Annotated in this window: 18 protein-coding genes; 13 read left to right on the top strand and 5 right to left on the bottom strand. The window is 40.2% G+C overall.

The annotated features are described in order from the left end of the window. The gene (recG, locus tag U0R11_RS01625; RefSeq protein ID WP_406749492.1) at window positions 1–2,094 is read right to left on the bottom strand and encodes an ATP-dependent DNA helicase RecG; all 2,094 of its coding nucleotides are present in this window, start codon (window positions 2,092–2,094) and stop codon (window positions 1–3) included. A 69-nt stretch (window positions 2,095–2,163) separates the two neighbouring features. Here recG and U0R11_RS01620 point away from each other — a divergent pair, with 69 nt between their 5' ends. From U0R11_RS01620 to U0R11_RS01600, 5 genes are read left to right on the top strand one after another with little or no spacing between them, the layout of a single operon-like run. Next, window positions 2,164–2,898, top strand: a complete 735-nt coding sequence (locus tag U0R11_RS01620; protein ID WP_406749491.1) for a gliding motility-associated C-terminal domain-containing protein — start codon at window positions 2,164–2,166, stop codon at window positions 2,896–2,898. Between the two features lie 3 nt (window positions 2,899–2,901). Next, the gene (locus tag U0R11_RS01615) at window positions 2,902–3,414 is read left to right on the top strand and encodes an NADH-quinone oxidoreductase subunit B (RefSeq protein ID WP_166230106.1); all 513 of its coding nucleotides are present in this window, start codon (window positions 2,902–2,904) and stop codon (window positions 3,412–3,414) included. Window positions 3,415–3,424: 10 nt separating this feature from the next. Then, window positions 3,425–3,916 carry an NADH-quinone oxidoreductase subunit C gene (locus U0R11_RS01610; protein WP_406749490.1) on the top strand — a complete coding sequence of 164 codons (492 nt, stop codon included), beginning with the start codon at window positions 3,425–3,427 and terminating at the stop codon, window positions 3,914–3,916. Window positions 3,917–3,920: 4 nt separating this feature from the next. Next, window positions 3,921–4,799, top strand: a complete 879-nt coding sequence (locus U0R11_RS01605) for a glycosyltransferase family protein (protein ID WP_406749489.1) — start codon at window positions 3,921–3,923, stop codon at window positions 4,797–4,799. Beyond that, entirely contained in the window at window positions 4,796–5,689 is an 894-nt protein-coding gene (locus U0R11_RS01600) for a glycosyltransferase family 2 protein (protein ID WP_406749488.1), read from the top strand. Before U0R11_RS01605 ends, U0R11_RS01600 begins: the two co-directional genes overlap by 4 nt. On the opposite strand, the gene U0R11_RS01595 is transcribed toward U0R11_RS01600, so the two are convergent. After that, on the bottom strand, window positions 5,686–6,627 hold the full coding sequence (locus U0R11_RS01595; RefSeq protein ID WP_406749487.1) for a glycosyltransferase: 942 nt from the start codon (window positions 6,625–6,627) through the stop codon (window positions 5,686–5,688). The two genes, U0R11_RS01600 and U0R11_RS01595, sit on opposite strands and share 4 nt — an antisense overlap. Before the next feature lie 70 nt (window positions 6,628–6,697). Between U0R11_RS01595 and U0R11_RS01590 the strand changes: the two genes are divergently transcribed. Both U0R11_RS01590 and U0R11_RS01585 read left to right on the top strand, forming a co-directional pair. Then, entirely contained in the window at window positions 6,698–8,527 is a 1,830-nt protein-coding gene (locus U0R11_RS01590; RefSeq protein ID WP_406749486.1) for an ABC transporter ATP-binding protein, read from the top strand. A 110-nt stretch (window positions 8,528–8,637) separates the two neighbouring features. Further along, a complete protein-coding gene (locus U0R11_RS01585) occupies window positions 8,638–9,840 on the top strand; it encodes a pyridoxal phosphate-dependent aminotransferase (protein ID WP_166374897.1) in 1,203 nt (400 codons plus the stop codon). Between the two features lie 80 nt (window positions 9,841–9,920). On the opposite strand, the gene nhaA is transcribed toward U0R11_RS01585, so the two are convergent. The 3 genes from nhaA to U0R11_RS01570 are packed head-to-tail and all read right to left on the bottom strand — an operon-like array spanning window position 9,921 to window position 13,029. Continuing rightward, complete coding sequence (gene nhaA / locus U0R11_RS01580) at window positions 9,921–11,057, bottom strand: Na+/H+ antiporter NhaA (protein ID WP_406749485.1); 1,137 nt, start codon at window positions 11,055–11,057, stop codon at window positions 9,921–9,923. 26 nt (window positions 11,058–11,083) lie between these two features. Next, a complete protein-coding gene (locus tag U0R11_RS01575; RefSeq protein WP_406749484.1) occupies window positions 11,084–11,794 on the bottom strand; it encodes a phosphatase PAP2 family protein in 711 nt (236 codons plus the stop codon). Beyond that, window positions 11,794–13,029: a peroxiredoxin family protein gene (locus tag U0R11_RS01570; RefSeq protein ID WP_406749483.1), complete on the bottom strand. Its 1,236-nt coding sequence runs from the start codon at window positions 13,027–13,029 to the stop codon at window positions 11,794–11,796. Before U0R11_RS01570 ends, U0R11_RS01575 begins: the two co-directional genes overlap by 1 nt. A gap of 124 nt (window positions 13,030–13,153) precedes the next feature. Between U0R11_RS01570 and rsmH the strand changes: the two genes are divergently transcribed. From rsmH to U0R11_RS01540, 6 genes are all read left to right on the top strand, one after another. Next, window positions 13,154–14,068, top strand: a complete 915-nt coding sequence (gene rsmH / locus U0R11_RS01565; RefSeq protein ID WP_406749482.1) for a 16S rRNA (cytosine(1402)-N(4))-methyltransferase RsmH — start codon at window positions 13,154–13,156, stop codon at window positions 14,066–14,068. Between the two features lies 1 nt (window position 14,069). After that, window positions 14,070–14,459: an FtsL-like putative cell division protein gene (locus U0R11_RS01560; protein WP_406749481.1), complete on the top strand. Its 390-nt coding sequence runs from the start codon at window positions 14,070–14,072 to the stop codon at window positions 14,457–14,459. 3 nt (window positions 14,460–14,462) lie between these two features. Continuing rightward, window positions 14,463–16,592 carry a penicillin-binding protein gene (locus U0R11_RS01555; protein WP_406749480.1) on the top strand — a complete coding sequence of 710 codons (2,130 nt, stop codon included), beginning with the start codon at window positions 14,463–14,465 and terminating at the stop codon, window positions 16,590–16,592. A 1-nt stretch (window position 16,593) separates the two neighbouring features. Next, window positions 16,594–18,054 (top strand): UDP-N-acetylmuramoyl-L-alanyl-D-glutamate--2,6-diaminopimelate ligase, encoded by a 1,461-nt coding sequence (locus U0R11_RS01550; protein WP_406749479.1) that lies wholly within the window; start codon window positions 16,594–16,596, stop codon window positions 18,052–18,054. A gap of 62 nt (window positions 18,055–18,116) precedes the next feature. After that, entirely contained in the window at window positions 18,117–19,328 is a 1,212-nt protein-coding gene (mraY, locus tag U0R11_RS01545; protein ID WP_406749478.1) for a phospho-N-acetylmuramoyl-pentapeptide-transferase, read from the top strand. Window positions 19,329–19,341: 13 nt separating this feature from the next. Continuing rightward, the gene (locus U0R11_RS01540; RefSeq protein WP_406749477.1) at window positions 19,342–20,583 is read left to right on the top strand and encodes a 3-phosphoshikimate 1-carboxyvinyltransferase; all 1,242 of its coding nucleotides are present in this window, start codon (window positions 19,342–19,344) and stop codon (window positions 20,581–20,583) included. The last annotated feature ends 74 nt before the right edge of the window (window positions 20,584–20,657 follow it).

Below are 20,657 nucleotides of genomic sequence, written 5' to 3'. Positions count from 1 at the left end.
CTAGCTAATTTTAGCCCAGTTGGTGGTGTCTCTACGCTGATGAGCTACCTGTTCACGAATCATCTGGTGATTGGGGAGCATTAATTGTGGGTCTTCGTCCAAAACTTTCTGGGCAGTTTCTCTCGCAACCTTTAATATTTCACCATCTTTGGCTAGGTCTGCAATCATGAGATCTATCGCACCACTTTGACGCGTACCTCCTAAATCTCCAGGGCCTCTTAATTGTAAGTCTACTTCCGCAATCTCAAAACCATTGTTGGTTCTTACCATCGTTTCAATCCTTTTTTTGGTATCAGCACTTAATTTATAGCCAGTCATTAAAATACAATAACTCTGCTCTGCACCTCGCCCAACTCGGCCTCTGAGCTGATGAAGTTGTGCTAATCCAAATCTTTCAGCACTTTCGATGATCATGATGCTGGCATTGGGGACATTGACCCCTACCTCAATAACAGTGGTTGCCACCATGATTTTGGTTTCATTTTTGACAAATCGAGCCATTTCAAAATCTTTATCGGCTGATTTCATTTTGCCATGAAGAATACCCAAGGGCACCTCAGGAAAGGCCCTTGAAATACTTTCAAAGCCATCCATCAAATCTTTGAAATCCATTTTTTCGGATTCTTCAATCAGTGGATAGACGATGTACACCTGACGGCCTTTGTTTAACTCATGTTGAATAAAACCAAATACCTGCAGACGATGGCTATCATAGCGATGAATGGTTTGAATAGCTTTTCTTCCTGCGGGCATTTCATCGATGATGGAAATATCTAAATCCCCATACAGCGTCATGGCCAAAGTACGCGGGATAGGCGTGGCCGTCATCACCATGACATGTGGGTGAGTCTGTTTGTTTTTATCCCAAAGTTTGGCGCGTTGAGCTACCCCAAAACGGTGCTGTTCGTCAATAATGCACAATCCCAAATTGTGAAATTGGACTACATCTTCAAAGATGGCATGGGTCCCCACCAAAATTTGTAATTTCCCAGAGGCTAAATCTTCATGTAAAACTTGTCGATCTTTCTTTTTAGTCGAGCCTGTTAACTTGGCAATTTGAATATCCAATAAATCAGCAAATTTCTTTAACCCTTGATAATGTTGATCCGCCAAAATTTCAGTTGGAGCCATCAGGCAGGCTTGGGTCCCATTATCAATAGCCAAGAGCATCGCAATAAAGGCTACAATGGTTTTGCCCGATCCAACATCTCCTTGTAGAAGTCGGTTCATCTGCTGCCCTGATTTCATGTCTTGAAAAATTTCTCGAATCACTTTTTTCTGCGCATTGGTCAATTCAAAGGGCATGTGATTTTGATAGAAATTGGTTAATAGGGCAGCTGATGAAAAAACTTGACCGGGGAAAGCGGTTTTCCTGACTAAATTTTGTTTGATTAATCGGAGTTGGTTATAAAACAGCTCTTCAAATTTCAAGCGTCTTTTGGCTTGATGTAGCCAATTTTCAGATTGGGGTAAATGAATGTGGTATAGGGCTTCTTGCTTGGAAATGAGTTTAAATTGTTGGATTATTTCTGTAGGAAGCGTTTCTCGAATGTAAGGGAAGGCCACTTGCAAGACATTTTTTTGCAGTTGAGCTATCACTTTACTGTCTATGTATTTTTTTCTTAATTTATCAGTTAAGGAATAAACAGGATGGAAATAGGTGTCATTTTGGGTTTTGCCCTTATAAACTTCCATTTCTGGGTGAGTAATTTGGATTTGTCCATTGAAGCTAGTTGGCTTGCCATAAAATAAATAATCCACCCCGGGCGTTAAGGTTTTTTCAAGCCATTTAATGCCTTGAAACCAGACTAGCTCAATACAGCCAGATTCATCGCAACATTGAGCTACGAGTCTTTGCTTGGGTCCCTGACCGATTTTTTCTTTGTAACGAATGCGCCCTACAAATTGGGCATGCTCCAATTGTTCGGTGATTTGATCAATCGGATAAATAGCCGTTCGGTCTTCGTAACGAAAGGGAAAGTACTGAATTAAGTCGCCATAGGTAAAAAGACCTAATTCCATTTGAAGCAGGCTAAGCCTCGCGGGAGTGATACCACGTAGCAAAGCTAAATCTGTTTCAAAAAAATGGGTCATGGGCATTCCATAAAAATTTTGTGAATTTAGGTATATTTACAAAACCTTAGGGAGAATTTTTTAAGCTTTATGTTTTTAACAAACACTTTATTAATTTCTAGATTAAAATACCCTTCTTTAACTCGTGTGAAGCACGTATTGCTGCTACTCTTTTTATTGGGAGCAAATATACCTACTTGGGCTCAATGTCCAGTGTGGGTAGCTACCGAAAAGAAAGTGGTGGTCTTTTCTCCCAATCGCCTTTTAGGGGAACCTTATCCTGATCCCATTCCCATTCCTGTCAATGGGGCGCAAAATGCAGATATCAAATGGACATGGACTTTAGCGGGAACAAATCGTGGACAAGAAATTGGTATTACTGATACAACTAGACTGAATACCACGTTTGACATTCAGAAAATCATTCAAAGCCATCAAGATTTAGAAGGTACAAGTTTTACTTTGACGTATTTTATTACAGGAGTGGGAAAAGATGCTACTACGGGTTTATCTTGCCAGAGTTTTGCCACCATAGACGTGGTTGTTTTAGTTAAAATACATCCCTACAATGCCATCACTCCCAACTCAGATGATACGAATGATGAATGGTTCATTGATTATTTATACAATTACCCAGATGCCAGTATCGTGATTTTTGACCGATGGGGCCAACCTGTTTTTGAAAGTACAGGCTATCAATATGAAGAAAAGCCCTTTAAGGGGAAGTTTAATGGGAAGGATTTACCCTCTGGAACCTACATGTACCGCATTACACCCAGTGAGGATTATGGTACAATTTATGGTAATTTGACCATTGTTAGATAATTTATGAAAAGCTTATTAGACCAACAGTTTCAGTCAGAAGGATTTGTCATTAGCCAAGTCGAGGATTTGCTCAACTGGGCTAGAGCTAGTTCTTTGTGGCCTATGAGCTTTGGTTTGGCTTGTTGCGCGATCGAAATGATGCAGGCTTTTGCATCGGGTTATGATTTAGATCGTTTTGGTGTTTTTCCTCGCCCTTCGCCTCGACAGTCGGATGTGATGATTGTAGCAGGAACGGTGACTTTCAAAATGGCCGATCGTATTCGTCGTTTATATGAGCAAATGCCTGAACCTAGGTATGTAATTTCTATGGGTTCTTGTTCCAACTGTGGTGGTCCTTACTGGGACCATGGTTACCATGTGGTGAAGGGAGTGGATCGGATTATTCCCGTGGATGTGTATGTACCGGGATGTCCACCAAGACCCGAAGCCTTATTAGGTGGCATCATAAAATTACAAGAGAAAATTCAACAAGAAAGTTTGGTTGTTCCTGCCCGCATTTTGGAAGCCATCTCATAAAAAGACTCGCATGAATGCAGTGCTACATATTAAAGAACTAATCGAACAAAGTTTGGGTAAAAGCCTGAGCTTTGAAGAGGCGAATAGTCGGGTTACTTTAGAGGTAGAAGATTTGGTTTCTGTGTGTGATTTACTTTGGCGGAGCCCTGAATCGTACTTTGATTCACTTTCTTGTTTAACAACCATCGATCAAGGTCCTTCATCGGGGGATTTGGAATTGATTTATACCCTATATTCCATCCCCAATCATGTGACATTTCACCTTCGGGTTGTAGTGCCTCGCTTATTGCCAGATGGCTCTTTGCCTGAAGTACCTACGGTTTCGCATATTTGGAAAACAGCCGATTGGCATGAAAGAGAGGCCTTTGATTTAGTCGGGGTGAAATTTACAGGCCATCCTGATTTAAGAAGAATATTACTTCCTGAGGATTGGAAAGGACACCCCTTGAGAAAGGATTATGAAGAACCCGATACCTACCATGGTATTCAAGTAAAATATTAGTCTGATGAAAATAGCAGGCTTTACTTTTATTCGGAATGCCATCAAAAACGATTATGCCATTGTGGAGGCCATTACTTCCATTCTGCCCATTTGTGATGAATTTGTGGTAGCTGTGGGCAAATCTGAAGATGATACATTGGCCTTAATTCAAAGTATTCCATCCAATAAAATTCGAATTATAGAAACGGTTTGGGACGATAGCCAACGTGAAGGCGGGCGAACTTTTGCTTTAGAAACAGATAAGGCCTATTCGGCTATTTCTCCCGATACGGATTGGGCATTTTATATACAAGGGGATGAATGTGTGCATGAAATGGATTTGCCTATCATTAAACAATCCATGGAGCAGTATGTACAAGATGACGCGGTGGAAGGACTTTTGTTTCATTACCGCCATTTTTATGGGTCTTACAACCATGTCGCGGTGTCAAGAAGATGGTATCGTAGGGAAATTAGGGTAGTGAAATATCACCCTGATGTACATTCGTATAAAGATGCTCAAGGATTTAGAAAAGCGGGGAAAAAGATACAAGTGAAGCTTATCCCAGCTCATATTTTCCACTATGGTTGGGTAAAGCCTCCCCAAGGTTTAAATAATAAAGTGAGAAACTTCACACAATTTTATCATGACGATGCTTGGTTGGCAGCGAATGTTCCTCAGGATTATCAATTTGATTATGGAAATGCAGAGCGTTTAACTCTTTTTGAAGGGACCCATCCCCAAGTTATGCAAGCTAGGGTATCCCAACAAAATTGGCCTTTTCATGTGGATCCTAAGGAATTAAGAAAGTGCATGAGCTTACGCAGAAAGGTGTTGCAGCAAATTGAAGATTGGACAGGTAGGCGGATAGGGGAATACAAAAACTACCGAATAATTTCATGATGGAAGAGAAAATTTCTTATTTCCCGCAAGAAGCTTCGCAGACCAAGCCCTTTTTTTCTATCCTAATACCGACATGGAATAATTTGGCATTTCTTCAGAACTGTATTCGAAGTATTCGCCAGCATGCTACTACTTCTTATCAATTGGTGGTACATCTCAATGAAGGTGCGGATGGATCTTTGGAGTGGATCAAAGAGCAGGGGGATATTGCTTATTCACACAGTGAAGAAAATGTGGGTGTATGTTATGCCATGAACGCCATGCGAAAATTGGCTACGGCGGATTACTTGTTGTATCTCAATGACGACATGTATGTGCTACCCAATTGGGATGGAATATTGCAAGAGGAAGTGTTGGCTTGTCCAGATCATTATTTCTTCATTTCAGCCACCATGATTGAGCCTCGGGCTCAGAGTAATTGTTCGATTGAACAGGCTTATGGCTATAACCTAGAAACTTTTGAGGAGGAGCGATTACTGAAAGAGTGGAACACTTGGGAGAAAAATGATTGGCAAGGAAGTACATGGCCGCCCAATGTAGTGCACAAAGATCTATGGGATCTTGTAGGTGGTTATAGTGTGGAATTTTCTCCTGGTATGTATTCAGATCCGGATTTTTCTATGAAATTATGGCAAGCAGGCGTTAGATTATTCAAAGGGGTAGCCCGAAGTCGAGTTTATCATTTTGGTTCTATTTCTGTCAAAAGAGTGAAGCAAAATAAAGGATATTTTCAATTTATTCGGACTTGGGGAATGAGTTCGGGGACTTTCTCCAAATACTATTTACAAAGAGGAAAGCCATTTAATGGGCTATTAAAAAAACGGTACATCCCATTTTGGGTTCATCTCAAAAATTGGTATTATCGGTTCAGTCTGCGCTTCAAAGCCTAATAGATGGTAAAAAGTAATTTAAAAGGATACAGCCATTTGGCGATAGCTCCTTTTTTCTTGTAGGCCAACATCACATCTCGGTATTTCATGACTAGGTAAGTTCTTCGGATTCTCGACAGAAGGCTAGTGGAGCTAAAATCATGAGCTAGATTCCTTAATACTTGTTTTTCTATGGCTTTTTCAGCTGGGCAAAGTTCAGCCAATAGTTGAACGCGTTGCTGTATACGAAGGTCTCGCTGCTTTCTGGTAACATAGTGCTTAGGTGCTTTTTTTAAGTTAGCACCTATGGCATTTTGATCATGTTGGCGGTATTGAACTAAGATTTCAGGTAAATAAGTACTGCCTTGATAGCAGGTTGCTACAAAGCCAATGTAATAGTCATGAGAAACAAATCTTGGAAAAGGGAAAGCATGGGTCAATATGGATTTTTGAAATAACATGCTGTGGCCTGGAGCCCAGGCACCAAAAGTATACATCAGGGGTGAGGAATATGGGATCTGGTTTTTCAAGTCAGACATTCTTTGTGGAAGTTCATTTCCTTGTTTGTCAATGAGTTGGGAGTCAGCGTAAATCAATGAATGAGAACCAATGGCATGAAATAGCCGACTTATTTTTTGTTTTTCCCAGATGTCATCTTGGTCAGAAAGGGCAATCCATTCTCCTTGGGCTAATTGAATTGCTTTTTCAAAACTTCCTACATAACCTAAGTTTTTCTCATTTTGGAAAATGTTAATTCGGGGATCTAGCTGAGCTAGGGTTTGAAGTATGGTCCATGTGGCATCGGTGGAGGCATCATCCAAATAGATAAATTCTAAATGAGGATAATCTTGGTTTAGGTGACTATGAATCTGTTCTTCTACAAATTTCTCACCCCGGTAACAAGCCATGACGATGGAAATCAAGGGGAACTTCTTGTTGTTATTCTGTTTGGAGGGCATTGAAAGGGTATGAATTCTGATAAGTTTAAGAAATTGTAGTAATTTGGCCTAAATTTAAGAAAGATTCTCATTGAAAACCTATCTCCGACTACTTAGCTATGCCGTTTCCATTCGGAAGTATGTATTTCCCTACTTTGGATTTTCATTCTTGGCGAGCTTATTTGGAATCTTAAATTTTACCTTGTTGATTCCGCTGTTAAATGTGCTTTTTAATCAAGCAGCTACAAACAATATAGCCTTATACAGAAATCTACCTGAATTTACTTTTTCACCCAATTATTTCTCCTTTGCTTTTAATCATTATTTCTATGGAGCCCTAGAGCAATATGGAAGAATTGGTGCCTTGCAATATGCCTGTGGAGCCATTATGGTTTCTGTGATTTTGTCCAATATCTTTCGTTATTTTTCTCAACGAGTTTTAAAAACCGTGGAGGCGGATACCATCGCTTCCCTTCGGCAGGCGGTATTTGAGCGAGCCATTCGTTTGGATTTGAGTTATTTCAGTGAAAGAAAAAAGGGCAATTTGATGTCGCGCTTGACCACGGACGTTCAGGAGGTGGAAAATAGTATTGGTCGGGCCTTTACCGCCACATTCAAAGAGATCTTTTCCTTGGTCTTATTTTTTGTCTTTTTGGCCAGTATGTCGGGCAAATTGACCTTGTTTTCCTTGATGATACTTCCCCTATCTGGAGGAGTTATCGCCACCATTACCCGAAGATTACGACGAGCAGCTGGTGAAGTACAACAGCATTTAAGTGGCTTGATTAGCTTATTGGACGAGACTTTTGGAGCCATGCGCGTGGTGAAGGCCTTTCGGGCAGAGCCTATGATGGATCAACGATTCCAGCAAGAAAATGGGAAATACCGGCATTCCTTGTTGAAGATGGTATTCCGACAAGAGTTAACGTCTCCTGTATCGGAAAGTTTGGGAGTTTTAGTTGTTACAGGAATATTGCTTTATGGGGGTACCTTGGTGATTTCAGGAGAAGGAGAATTAAGCGCATCGACATTCATTGCTTTTATTGCTACTTTTTCGCAGGTCATGCGACCGGCCAAGGCCATAGCCGATGCATTCAGCGGTATTCAGCGAGGAGTGGCTAGTGCGGACCGTATTATTGAGATATTGGATACTCAACCAATTATTGTGGCCGAGGAACCGATTATTTCTAAGAAAGAATTAGTTCACCGCATTGTTTTTGATCAAGTGAATTTTGCTTATCAAAAGGATAAACTCGTTTTGGATCATGTCAGTTTTGAGATTCCCAAAGGGAAAACCATTGCTTTGGTTGGGCCATCAGGAGGAGGAAAATCAACGTTGGCGGATTTATTGCCCCGTTTTTATGATCCCAGTTCGGGTCAAATTCTAATTGATGAGGTGCCCATTAAGCAAGTACCATTAGAGGATTTGCGGTCTATGATGGGTATTGTGACGCAAGAATCCGTTTTGTTTAATGATACGATATTTAATAACATTGCCTTTGGTACGGAAGCTAGTCAGGAAGAGGTAGAAGAAGCCGCTAAAATCGCCAATGCCCATGATTTTATCATGGCTAATCCAGAAGGCTATCAGGCACACATCGGGGATCGAGGTTCAAAATTGTCGGGGGGGCAACGTCAGCGGATTTCCATTGCGAGAGCTGTATTGAAAAACCCACCGATTCTGATTTTGGATGAAGCTACTAGTGCGCTTGATAATGAATCGGAAAAACTGGTTCAGGCAGCTTTAACGAACCTGATGAAGAATAGAACGGTATTGGTGATTGCGCACCGTTTGAGCACCATTCAGCATGCTGATCAGATATTGGTAGTACAAAAAGGAAAGATTATGGAAAGGGGAACGCATGAGGAATTAATGCGTGATTCGAAGGGACTTTATGCCAAATTAAGTCATGCCAAATAATCTACCTTTTGATAATTTGGTCAATTGATTTATCAAGAAATGATTAGTTATTCCATTTAGAAAAGGGTAATTTTGCGTTCGAATTGTAAAATTAGCATTGATTATCTACTATGTCATCATCATTATTAGCTCAACGAATTCAAGCTTTAGAAGAGTCCTCCACCTTGGGAATGACTAAAAAAGCACGTGAATTAGCCGCCCAAGGTCATAAAGTTATCAGTTTATCCGTTGGAGAGCCAGACTTCAAAACTCCTGCTCACATCTGTGAGGCTGCCAAGAAAGCCATTGATGATGGTTTTCATGGATATTCCCCGGTAGCTGGTTATCCAGATTTACGTATGGCCATTGCCAACAAATTGAAACGTGATAATGGTTTAGAGTGGGCATCTGAAAACATCGTTGTTTCTACAGGAGCTAAGCATTCCCTAGCTAATGCCATTGCTGCATTAATCGATCCAGGTGATGAGGTTATCATTTTCTCGCCATATTGGGTTTCTTATTCGGAGATGGTCAAATTAGCCGAAGGTACATCTGTGATAGTTCAAGGTTCATTTGAAAACAATTTCAAAGTAACATCTGAGCAATTTGAAGCAGCGATTACACCTAAGACTAAAATGGTGATGTTTGCTTCGCCAAATAATCCTACAGGATCCGTTTATACCGAATCTGAATTACGTGATATCGCCAATGTTGTGGCTCGCCATGAGCGCATCTTTGTGTTGGCAGATGAAATATATGAGTATATTAATTTTACTCAAGGAGGCCATTTTTCTATCGGTTCTATTCCTGAAATCAAGGACCGTGTTATCACCGTTAATGGAGTTGCCAAAGGGCATGCCATGACGGGTTGGAGAATTGGATTCATTGCCGCAGCAAAATGGATAGCTGATGGTGTGGAGAAATTACAAGGTCAGGTAACTTCTGGCACGAACTCCATCGCTCAAAAAGCCGCAGTAGCTGCTTTTAATGGGACATTGGATCATGCTTATGAAATGAAAGCCGCCTATGACCGTCGCCGTAAATTGGTCGTTGGTAAATTACGTGAGATAGAAGGATTTAAAGTAAACATGCCAGATGGTGCATTTTATGCTTTCCCTGATATTTCCTACTTCTATGGTAAATCAGATGGAAAGACGACCATCAATGATTCTGATGATTTCTGTAACTGGTTATTACAAGAAGCTTTTGTAGCTACCGTAGCGGGTTCAGGATTTGGAGCACCTAATTGTATGCGTATTTCTACCGCTGCTGCCGATGAGCAATTAGAAGAAGCTTGCGAGCGCATTAAAAATGCCGTAGCTAAATTGAAATAAGATTATTTCTTTATAAAGAAAAAGGTTAGCCGAATAGCTAACCTTTTTTTATGCCCAATGGATTAACCAGACTTAGGGAACTATTTCTGTTTCAGTGATTTGCTCAATATACTAAATCCGATGATCGCAGAAACCAAGGAGGCCAATAAAATACTGAACTTGGAAACGTCCACGATGGATGCTTGATTAAATGATAAGTTGGTAATGAAAATGGACATGGTAAATCCAATTCCACCCAAAAAACCAACGCCTACAATAGATGCCCAAGATAAATCTTTGGGTAATTTGCTGATCCCTAAACGAGAAGCAATCAAACAAAATAGAAATATACCAATGGGTTTACCTAAGCTCAAACCTGTGAAAATACCCAAACTGTAGGTTTCTAGTAATTTGCTTGTCGTATCAGTATTTAAGATAATCGCGGTGTTGGCCAAAGCAAAAACGGGTAAAATTCCAAAGCTGACGGGCTTATGCAAAAAGTGCTGAATTTTAGTGGAAATGGAAATATGATCCCCTTTGTCAAAAGGAATAGCGAAGGCTAATAAAACCCCGGTAATGGTTGGGTGAACACCTGATTGTCCCATAAAATACCACATGGCTATGCCACCCAATAGATACAATGGAATGGAACGTACTTTGGCAAAATTTAATCCACCCAATAGAGCAAATGTGCCCAAGGATAACAGTAAATTGGTCCAATCCAGTCCATTGGAATAAAAAGTTCCAATGATCACAATGGCCCCTAGGTCGTCGATCACTGCCAAAGCCGTCAAAAATATCTTGAGCGATAATGGTACTTTGTTTCCCAAAAGGGATAAGATACCCAGGGCAAAAGCGATGTCTGTAGACATGGGAATTGCGCTTCCTGAAATGGTTTCCGTGCCGTAATTAAAAATAGTATATATGATCACAGGGACAATCATGCCACCTAAAGCCCCAATGATGGGAAAAGATGCCTCTTTGATTTTGGATAATTCTCCGATGTAGATTTCTCTTTCTAATTCTAAACCAACCAAGAGAAAAAAGATGGTCATTAAGCCATCATTAATCCAATGTTCTAATGAATGGCCCAATACATCTGTCTTCCAAAGATGTTGGTAGGCATTTCCCCACTCTGAATTGGTCACATACAAGGAGAAAAGGGTACAAAAAATCAAGATAATACCACTTGATTTTTCGCTTTCAACAAATTCTTTAAATAATTTACTAACCTTCATAAGATGGGCAAGTGTGTGGATATAATTTAGAAATGGTAGCTAAAGCTAGCCGCATAATAATTGGGTGCTACTCTAGGCTCCCACTGAAAGACTTGGGATTTAGCAAATTGATCTTTCAATTTCGGATAAATATAATAGGCTAATTCTGCTGAAGCAATGCCAATACCTGCACCCACTAATACATCACTTAACCAATGTTCATGATTCGCTAAACGAAGATAACCCGTTCCTGCAGCCAAGGTATAACCTGTTATGGCTAACCATGGATAATCCTTGCCTAGCTCCTTTGCTAAAACGGTGGCTCCGAAAAAAGCGGTAGCTGTATGTCCAGAAGGAAAGGAATGTTCCGCGCCATTAGGACGAGTTTCATTGATAATACGTTTTAAGCCTTGTGTACTGATGACATAGATGCCTGTTCCTACGAGGAATAAACCCAACTGCTCTTTGCCTTTGTGTTGTGCCTTGGCTCCTAAAAGCCTTGCCCCAATTTGAATAATCGTAGGACTATACTGTAAGAAATCATCAGCAGAACTTTGAAAGCTTGCATAATTTTCGTGATGCCAAGTTACCTGTTTATCGTGAGCGCTTTGGTTATAAAACGCAAGACCACCTAAGGTTAAACTCAAAGGAGCTATCCATGGCTTCAGCTTGCTGCTTTTCTTTTCTTGTCCGAAACTGGCATGTTCCCTCCCAAAGAAAAAGAGGCCAACTAGAAGCAAATGTTTAAAAGAAGTCATTATTTCTCAGCCAGTAAGTTTTGGATTGTTTTTTCAAATTCTTGAACCCAATCCGTATAATATAAACCCGTTCCTGGTCCTGAAAAACCCGTATGTATTTCTCGGACTTTCCCTTTTTTATCGATGATAAAGGTAGTAGGATACCCATTAAATTTATTCAACATGGGGAAAACCCGAGCAATGGTTTCATCTTCTGGGACACCTCCAAAGACTATGGGATACTCAATGCCAATTTTCTTTTTGAAATTTTCAATTTTGGGTCCAGAAACAGGCATTTCAGGGGAGTATTCAAATGAAACCCCAATAACTTCCACACCTTTAGCTTTGTTTTTGGCATAAAATGGGGCTAAAAACCGAGCTTCATCAATGCAATTGGGGCACCATGAGCCCATGATTTCCACAATAACCACCTTGTTCTTGAATCGTTCATCATCTAAACTGATATTTTCACCTTTGGGTGTGGGTAAATTGAAATTCAAACGATCGTAAGCGGGTTTTAAAAAAGTTAATTTTTTCAAATCAGGCAAGCTGGCTTTGGGGTCTAAAATTCCTTTGAATTCTTTTTTGGTGGCAAATCCAGAGAATAAGGTACCTTTAATTTCTTTTCCGCTCACTTTGGTTTTGAATAGTAAGACAAAACTGCCATCAAAATAGCTCACCAATAGGCTATCTCCTGATACGTTCCCTTGTAAAAAACGATAATCACCTGAGGTCTGTAAAATAGAACCAGTTACCTTGTTTCCTACTTGTTTGAAAACACCTACACTTGGGGTATGTTTATCATCTACAGAAATATCCACATTCCAGGTGCCACTAACATTGACGCTTGGAGCTTTAAGTGCTGTGAATCTTTCCTTGGAGCCATAGTTAGCGGAAAAAGGAAGCTGATTGACAAATTTTCCATTTCTTTTTTTGATCCAGTAACCTGACATCTTTTTTGAACCGTCTAAACGGGCTATAATTTCTGAATCATATAGATCGAAGGGTATTACTAAGGAATCGCCTCGAAAAAAGGATTCCCCTAAGAGAAAGCTTTCTGAGCCATTGATCACTTTAATGGAAAAGGTATTTTTCTTTTTACCTGGAGCTACACTGAGGTTAAAAGGAAGACCTCCTCCTTGAGAACGAAGCTCGGCTCTCCAGGGGCCCACATATGGATTCGATCTTGATTGAGCAGCTAAATTTCCTATTAAAAAGAAAGAAAGAAAAGCTAATAATAAATAGCGTATTGTCATGATGTTGAAATGCTTGTGTGCAAAGATAGGACAAAGCTAGGCGGCTTTAAAAAAAATGCTGACAATTTCGAAAATTGATGAAATGGCCAAAGGATAATTTGTAAATTTGTTTTGAATAGACCCTATGATCGAGAACCCTTACCATACCTCCGTTTTGTTGCATGAGTGCATCGATGGATTAGCCATTAAGCCAGACGGCATTTATGTGGATGTGACTTTTGGAGGAGGAGGCCATTCTAGGGCAATACTGGAAAAGCTAGGCCCAACCGGGCGATTATTTGCCTTTGATCAAGATCCGGATGCTTGGCGACAAGCGGAGAAAATCGACGATGATCGTTTGGAGTTGATTACGGCCAATTTTAGGCATATTCAGAAATACTTACGGATACATGGGATCAAACAAGTGAATGGAATCTTGGCCGATTTTGGCGTATCATCCTTTCAATTAGATGCCGCAGAAAGGGGTTTTTCAACGCGATTTGATGGACCTTTGGATATGCGAATGGGACCTTCAGCCTCCACCGATGCAGCAGAGGTGTTAAATTCCTATTCAGCAGAAAACTTGCAAAGGATTTTTGGGATGTACGGTGAGATAAAAAATGCGCGAACATTAGCCCAAGCGGTTGTACAAGCGAGGACTCAAAAAGGCCTAAAAACGACATCGGAATTCAAAGAAATATTGGCTAAATTAGCTCCAAGATCACGCGAGTTCAAGTACTTTGCTCAAGCGTTTCAAGCGGTACGCATTGAGGTAAATCAAGAACTAGCGGTCATTGAAGAATTTTTAGAACAAGCAGCTACTTTATTGGCTCCAGACGGAAGGTTAGTGGTGCTGGCATTTCATTCTTTGGAAGACCGATTGGTGAAAAATTTCATACGAACAGGGGATTGCCATGGGAAGGAAGACAAGGATTTGTTTGGGGTCGTACACAAACCATTAGAATCGGTCATTCGGAAACCTATTACGGCATCCGAAGAAGAATTAAAAAGAAACCCACGTTCGAGAAGTGCAAAATTGAGAATCGCAGCTAAATTATAATATGGCCAAGCAAGTTTCTGATACTGAGCAAGTTCCTAAAACCTCCGTTCCAAAAGAAGGGATACTGGACCTATTGTTCAATATGGATCCGCTAACAGGCGGTGAACTGCCCGTTAAATTGGTTTATCGCATAGGTTTTGTAGCATTTTTGATTCTAGTATACATTTATTATTCCATGTTAGCCGATGGAAAAATTCATCAGATAGCTAAAACCAAAGCAGAATTGGAAGAGATTCGTGCGGATTATACCACCCAAAAAGCAGAATTTATGAAAATTGGCAAACAGAGCCATTTGGCCCTTGCCATGAAAAAATATGCGTTGGAACTAAGCCTTACACCGCCTACTAAAGTCGTGATGGATCAATCTAAAGATGGGAAAAATAGCGATTAGTTTATGGCAAAGTTGAAAAGACAAAACATTCGGGAGATTATTACTAAGCGTTTCATCCTCTTTTTCATGGTGGTGATTATGCTCTTTGTCTTGTTGGTTTTCAATTTATATAAGATCGTTTTTATCAATGGCGATACCTTGCGAAATGACGTGTTCAATACCTACATCAAAGAAAGAAGTGTTGATGCAACCCGCGGTAATATTTATTCGGATGATGGTAGTTTATTAGCAACTTCTTTACCAAAATACCGACTCGGTCTTGATCCTTCAGTGTATAATCGAAATGCTACATCAGAGCAAAAATTCAAGGAGCATATTGATGAGCTAGCCAATGCATTAGCGAATTTTTTTCAGGATCATACTGCGGAAGAATACAAGAACAAAATAGTTTCTGCGAAAAAGAATGGTAAAAACTACTTACTATTAAACAACCGTTTACTCGATTTTCAAGAGCGGAAGAAAGTCGCCAAATTTCCTTTATTTAATTTGGGAGAAGCAACTAAAACGGGGATCGTTTTTGATAAAGTCAATGTACGCTATGCTCCTTTCGGGCAAATGGCTTATCGGACTGTGGGTTATTTGAAAGATAAAGTAGCTGTTGGTATTGAAGGAAGTTTCAATACAGAGTTGAAAGGAACACCGGGGAAAGGGCTATTTGAAAAGATGGATAAAAATACTTGGCGTCCAGTGGAAGGAGGAGAAGAATCTGTTCCTAAGCCAGGTTTGGATATTTATTCAACTCTGGATATCAACATTCAAGATATTGTTGAAACAGCACTGATGAAAGCCATGACCACCTATGAAGGAGATTATGGGGTAGTGATTGTGATGGAAACAACGACAGGGGAAATTAAAGCCATTTCCAATTTATCTAAGAATGCGAATTCTCCAACAGGATATTCAGAGAGCTTTAATTACGCCATTCGAGAAGCAAGAGACCCGGGCTCTGTTTTCAAATTACCCTCTATGATGGCCATGTTAGAAGAGGCAGATTTGCCTTTGGATATGCCCGTATCTACAGGTAATGGAAAATACCATCACTACAATGGAACCATGTCGGATTCTCATCCGATGGGAACCATTTCGGTAGCCCAAGTGATCGAAAGTTCTTCCAACGTGGGAACCATGGTTCTCATGAAAAAAGTCTTTGCCTCGAAGCCAGCCAAATATTATGATTATTTGAGAAAGTTCCATTTAATCGAGTCATTACATTTTCAAATTCAACCTAATCCTAGGCCGAATTTCCCAGTTCCGGCCAAATGGGATGCTTTCCAGTTACTTTGGTCTTCGGTCGGCTATTCAACCCAATATTCGCCTTTGCAGCTAGTTTCATTTTATAATGCTATTGCGAATAATGGCTATTGGGTACAACCAATCATTGTTAGTAAAGCTACCCGAGCAGATGAAGTGGTGGTAGATTATCGTGCCAGTCAAGTAAGAGATCAAACTCCTTTATGTTCGCCCAAGACTCTTGAGAAAATTCAAAGTATGCTGGAGGGAGTTGTGACCAAAGGAACCGCAAATAACATTAAAGGCACTTTGTATGGGATAGCTGGTAAAACGGGTACTGCTCAGAGAATCATCAATGGTCGCTATATTCCAGGTAAATATTATACCTCGTTTATTGGGTATTTTCCTGTTAAAAAACCTAAATACACCATTTTAGTATCGATTGATAATCCACAAGGACATGCTGAAGCCACTTATGCTAGGCAAGTAACAGCCCCTGTTTTCAGGGAAATTTCAGATAATATTTATTTACGCGACATGAAGTTGCATCGTAAATTGGCTGGCAGCTTACCAGATTCATTAAACAAAGCCTCATTAAGTCATACGGTTCACCCAATGGATCAATCCATACTATATGCTAATTTTGGTTTACCCAAAGTAGAGGAAGATGGTAGCTGGTTACAGTTTAAAATGGAGAAGCAATTGGTGCAAAATACCCCTTTGAGTTTTCCTGCCAAAACCGTTCCCAATGTAGTGGGGATGAATTTAAGAGACGCAATTTTCACGTTGGAAAATAGAGGACTTAAAGTAAAAGCCAATGGTTTAGGTACTGTGGTCAGTCAATCTGTACCAGCTGGAAGTCCTACCAGAAAAAAATTATTATTACATATTCAACTTCAGTAGCATGGCATCTGTTCAGACTTTATTTCAATTGATTCCCTTTGTTCAAATAACAGGTGAAGATCAGTCGGTTGGGATGTTGTGCTTTGATTCAAGAAAAGCACAAGCAGGTTCATTGTTTTTTGCCATGCGAGGCACACAAGTAGATGGCCATCAATTTTTGCCCCAAGTGTATGAGCAAGGATGTAAGGCATGGGTCGTGGAGCAATTACCAACAAGGATTCCCTTCGATGTGATTTGTGTTCAAGTGAAGGATAGTAATGAGGCCTTGGCTTTAGCGGCAGCAGAGTTTTATGGTCATCCATCCAAAGAGTTGAAACTGGTTGGTATTACGGGGACCAATGGTAAAACAACGAGTGTTTCCTTGTTATTTGAGCTTTTTCGCAAATTAGGCCATCGCTGTGGTTTAATTTCAACGGTTCAAAACAAGATCGAAGATCGGATAATTCCAGCTACTCACACAACGCCAGATGCACTAAGTCTCCAAGCTTTATTGAGAGAAATGAAGGATGAGGGTTGTAGCCATGTATTCATGGAAGTAAGCTCTCATGCCGTAGTTCAAAAACGCATTTTTGGAGTACAGTTTTGTGGAGCCATATTTTCCAACATAACTCGAGATCACCTAGATTTTCATGAGACATTTGATGCCTATATAACGGCTAAAAAAGGTTTTTTTGATGCTCTTCCAGCTTCCGCTTTTGCATTAACGAATGTAGATGATAAGCGGGGAATGGTGATGTTGCAAAATACCAAAGCTAAAAAATACACGTACGGATTATTGAATGCGGCTGATTTTAAAGCCAAGATTATCAGCAATGGATTGTCGGGATTGCAATTGGAGATGAATGGACAACATCTTCATGCTCAGTTGATTGGGACATTCAATGCGTATAATTTAATGGCCATTTATTCGACAGCCATTATTTTAGGGGAAGACCCAATGGAGGTCTTGATTCAATTGTCTAGCTTGAAAACAGCTCCGGGAAGATTTGAGCAAATGGCTGGCAGTCATCATAAAATGGCCATCGTTGACTATGCTCATACGCCTGATGCATTAGAAAATGTATTGAAAACTATTCAAGCAATTCGGTCAAAAAATCAAAAAATCATAACGGTAGTAGGATGTGGGGGTAACCGAGATGCTGGGAAAAGACCTATCATGGCAGCCTTGGCGGCTAAGTTTTCTGATGCCTTGGTACTTACTTCCGATAATCCTAGAAAAGAAGATCCAGAATTTATTTTAGATCAAATGGAAGCGGGATTAAGTGAAGAAGATAAAGTAAAAATGACGAGGTTGGTCGATCGGAAAGAGGGTATATTTTATGCCATTCGTCAATTGGCGGGAGCTGGAGATATTATTTTAGTAGCTGGGAAAGGGCATGAGACCTACCAAGACATCCAAGGCGTGAAATATGATTTTGATGATAAACAAGTCATTCAGGAAGCATTTGAGGCCTTGAATTAATTTGTACATCGATGTAAAATTTTGCATTTTTGTTTTTAATATCTAATCCAAATTTCAGGAATATGTTGTATTACCTTTTTGATTACCTTGACAAGCAATGGAACATTCCGGGAGCAGGGGTATTTCAATATATTTCATTTCGGGTATTTTTGGCAATCATCACCTCCTTGGGGATTGCGGCTATTTGGGGTAAGGCCGTCATTTACCGACTGCAAAGGCTTCAAATTGGAGAGGAAATACGTGATTTAGGATTGGAAGGTCAAATGCAAAAGAAAGGTACCCCGACCATGGGGGGCTTTATCATTCTATTATCTTTGATTATCCCCACTTTGCTTTTTGCTAAAATAACCAACGTATATATTGTATTGTTATTGACTTCTGCTATCTGGTTAGGTGCGGTGGGTTTTGCAGATGATTACATTAAAGTATTTAAAAAGAACAAAGATGGTTTGTCGGGCCGTTTTAAAATAGTTGGTCAGATTGGACTTGGGATTATTGTTGGTTTGACGATGTATTTCAATGAGCACATCAAAGTTAGACTATTTTCCAAAGTAAGTGTATTAGCAGACGGGACAACCTTGCAATCCTATACGGATCATAAGTCTTTGATGACAACGGTCCCTTTTTTGAAGAATAATCAGTTTGACTACAACATGTTATTACCCGATTTTATCCCGGATCATTATGTTTGGGTGGTCTATGTGTTGGTCGTTATTTTCATTATTACGGCGGTTTCCAATGGCGCTAATATTACAGATGGATTAGATGGATTGGCAGCAGGTACTTCCGTGATTATCGGTTTGACTCTGGCTATTTTGGCTTATGTATCTGGAAATAAAGTTTTCTCTCAATATTTGAATGTCATGTTCATCCCCAATTCGGGAGAGCTAGCTATTTTTTGTGCGGCATTCGTAGGTGCTTGCATTGGATTTTTATGGTACAATGCCTATCCAGCTCAGGTTTTTATGGGAGATACAGGGAGTTTAATGTTGGGCGGAGTGATTGCTACGCTGGCCATTGTTATCCGTAAAGAGATGCTGATTCCTGTATTATGTGGAATTTTTTTGGTCGAAAATCTATCCGTCATAATTCAAGTGGCTTATTTTAAGTATACCAAACAGAAGTATGGCGAAGGCAGGCGCGTCTTTTTGATGTCACCCCTGCACCATCATTTTCAAAAGAAAAATTACCATGAAGCTAAAATTGTTATCCGATTCTTAATTGTGGGTATTATTTTAGCTGTTATATCACTTGTCACTTTAAAATTGCGCTAAGCGCTACCTAGTTTTGAGTCAAATTCGCCTATTCCCAAGAAACAAATCCTTTCAAGAAATCATACCATTACCGGCTTCTAAGTCGGAAAGTAATCGTGCTTTGATCATCAATGCCTTAGCAGGAGGAGCATTATCCAATGTTTCGAATTTGGCGGAAGCAAGAGATACCCAAACCATGATTCGCTTATTGTCGGAAAATGGAGAGGTAGCCGATGTATTAGATGCAGGTACGACCATGCGTTTTTTGACGGCCTATTATGCCATCAAAGGCCAAAAGAAAAAAATGACAGGTACGCCCCGCATGTGTGAGCGACCCATTGGTATTTTGGTTGATGCTTTAAGAGTCTTAGGAGCAGATATCACTTACCTGAATAAGGAAGGTTATCCACCCATGCAATTGAATGGCTTTAGCTATGCTGGGAATCGGAATTTGTCCATTCGGGGAGATGTAAGTTCACAGTTTATATCCGCCATGTTGATGTTAGCTCCATTGTTGCCAGACGGTTTGGAATTGACTATAACGGGTTCATTGGGTTCAAAACCTTATGTAGAAATGACTTTGGCTCAAATGAAACATTTTGGTATTCAAGCGGAGGCAGATTGGAATAAGGCGGTGATTCATATACCCGCACAAAGTTATCAAGGGAATCCCTTTGCTGTGGAGTCGGATTGGTCTGGAGCCAGTTATTGGTATTCCATGGTTGCATTATCACCCTTTGAAGATGCATCCTTGGAGTTATTAGGTTTGAAAGAAAATTCACTGCAAGGCGATTCGGCTATTCAGCATATCATGGCCGAAATGGGAGTCAAAAGTACCTTTACAGGTAGAGGATTTTTATTGACCAAATGCGAAGCTAAACCAAGTTTGGCTTGGGATTTTACTGATTGTCCCGATTTAGCACAAACTATTTGTGTAGTAGCCACTGCCAAAAACATTCATTTAACACTAACGGGGATTGAGTCCTTGAAGGTAAAAGAGACGGATCGCGTTTTGGCATTGCAACAAGAACTAAAGAAGATTGGAGGAAATTTAGTCGAGGTGGAACCCTGCTTGAAATATGAATTATCGGGTGAATGGGCCATGAATGAGCAAGTTGCTCCTGAATTTGAAACCTACGATGATCACCGCATGGCCATGGCTTTTGCTCCGCTAGGACTGTTATCTGAAATAGTTATTCATGAGCCAGGTGTAGTGGCTAAATCGTATCCAAGCTTTTGGTCTCATGTAGATAAAATATTGGATTCCAAGGAATAAGTATTTTGGATTTCTTGATCTAGATAGCACGATTTTATCGTTTTTCACTTAGATTTGACAACCTTTGGAAGGTT

The organism is Aquirufa salirivi (genome assembly GCF_045310485.1).
Classification (GTDB): Bacteria; Bacteroidota; Bacteroidia; order Cytophagales; family Spirosomataceae; genus Aquirufa; species Aquirufa salirivi.
This window is presented reverse-complemented; position numbering and strand designations above follow the sequence as displayed.

Excerpts from the sequence above, each read along its gene's own strand:
- recG (WP_406749492.1), bottom strand. The coding sequence starts at position 2,094 with ATGACCCATTTTTTTGAAACAGATTTAGCTTTGCTACGTGGTATCACT.
- U0R11_RS01620 (WP_406749491.1), top strand. The coding sequence starts at position 2,164 with ATGTTTTTAACAAACACTTTATTAATTTCTAGATTAAAATACCCTTCT.
- U0R11_RS01615 (WP_166230106.1), top strand. The coding sequence starts at position 2,902 with ATGAAAAGCTTATTAGACCAACAGTTTCAGTCAGAAGGATTTGTCATT.
- U0R11_RS01610 (WP_406749490.1), top strand. The coding sequence starts at position 3,425 with ATGAATGCAGTGCTACATATTAAAGAACTAATCGAACAAAGTTTGGGT.
- U0R11_RS01605 (WP_406749489.1), top strand. The coding sequence starts at position 3,921 with ATGAAAATAGCAGGCTTTACTTTTATTCGGAATGCCATCAAAAACGAT.
- U0R11_RS01600 (WP_406749488.1), top strand. The coding sequence starts at position 4,796 with ATGATGGAAGAGAAAATTTCTTATTTCCCGCAAGAAGCTTCGCAGACC.
- U0R11_RS01595 (WP_406749487.1), bottom strand. The coding sequence starts at position 6,627 with ATGCCCTCCAAACAGAATAACAACAAGAAGTTCCCCTTGATTTCCATC.
- U0R11_RS01585 (WP_166374897.1), top strand. The coding sequence starts at position 8,638 with ATGTCATCATCATTATTAGCTCAACGAATTCAAGCTTTAGAAGAGTCC.
- nhaA (WP_406749485.1), bottom strand. The coding sequence starts at position 11,057 with ATGAAGGTTAGTAAATTATTTAAAGAATTTGTTGAAAGCGAAAAATCA.
- U0R11_RS01575 (WP_406749484.1), bottom strand. The coding sequence starts at position 11,794 with ATGACTTCTTTTAAACATTTGCTTCTAGTTGGCCTCTTTTTCTTTGGG.
- U0R11_RS01570 (WP_406749483.1), bottom strand. The coding sequence starts at position 13,029 with ATGACAATACGCTATTTATTATTAGCTTTTCTTTCTTTCTTTTTAATA.
- rsmH (WP_406749482.1), top strand. The coding sequence starts at position 13,154 with ATGATCGAGAACCCTTACCATACCTCCGTTTTGTTGCATGAGTGCATC.
- U0R11_RS01560 (WP_406749481.1), top strand. The coding sequence starts at position 14,070 with ATGGCCAAGCAAGTTTCTGATACTGAGCAAGTTCCTAAAACCTCCGTT.
- U0R11_RS01555 (WP_406749480.1), top strand. The coding sequence starts at position 14,463 with ATGGCAAAGTTGAAAAGACAAAACATTCGGGAGATTATTACTAAGCGT.
- U0R11_RS01550 (WP_406749479.1), top strand. The coding sequence starts at position 16,594 with ATGGCATCTGTTCAGACTTTATTTCAATTGATTCCCTTTGTTCAAATA.
- mraY (WP_406749478.1), top strand. The coding sequence starts at position 18,117 with ATGTTGTATTACCTTTTTGATTACCTTGACAAGCAATGGAACATTCCG.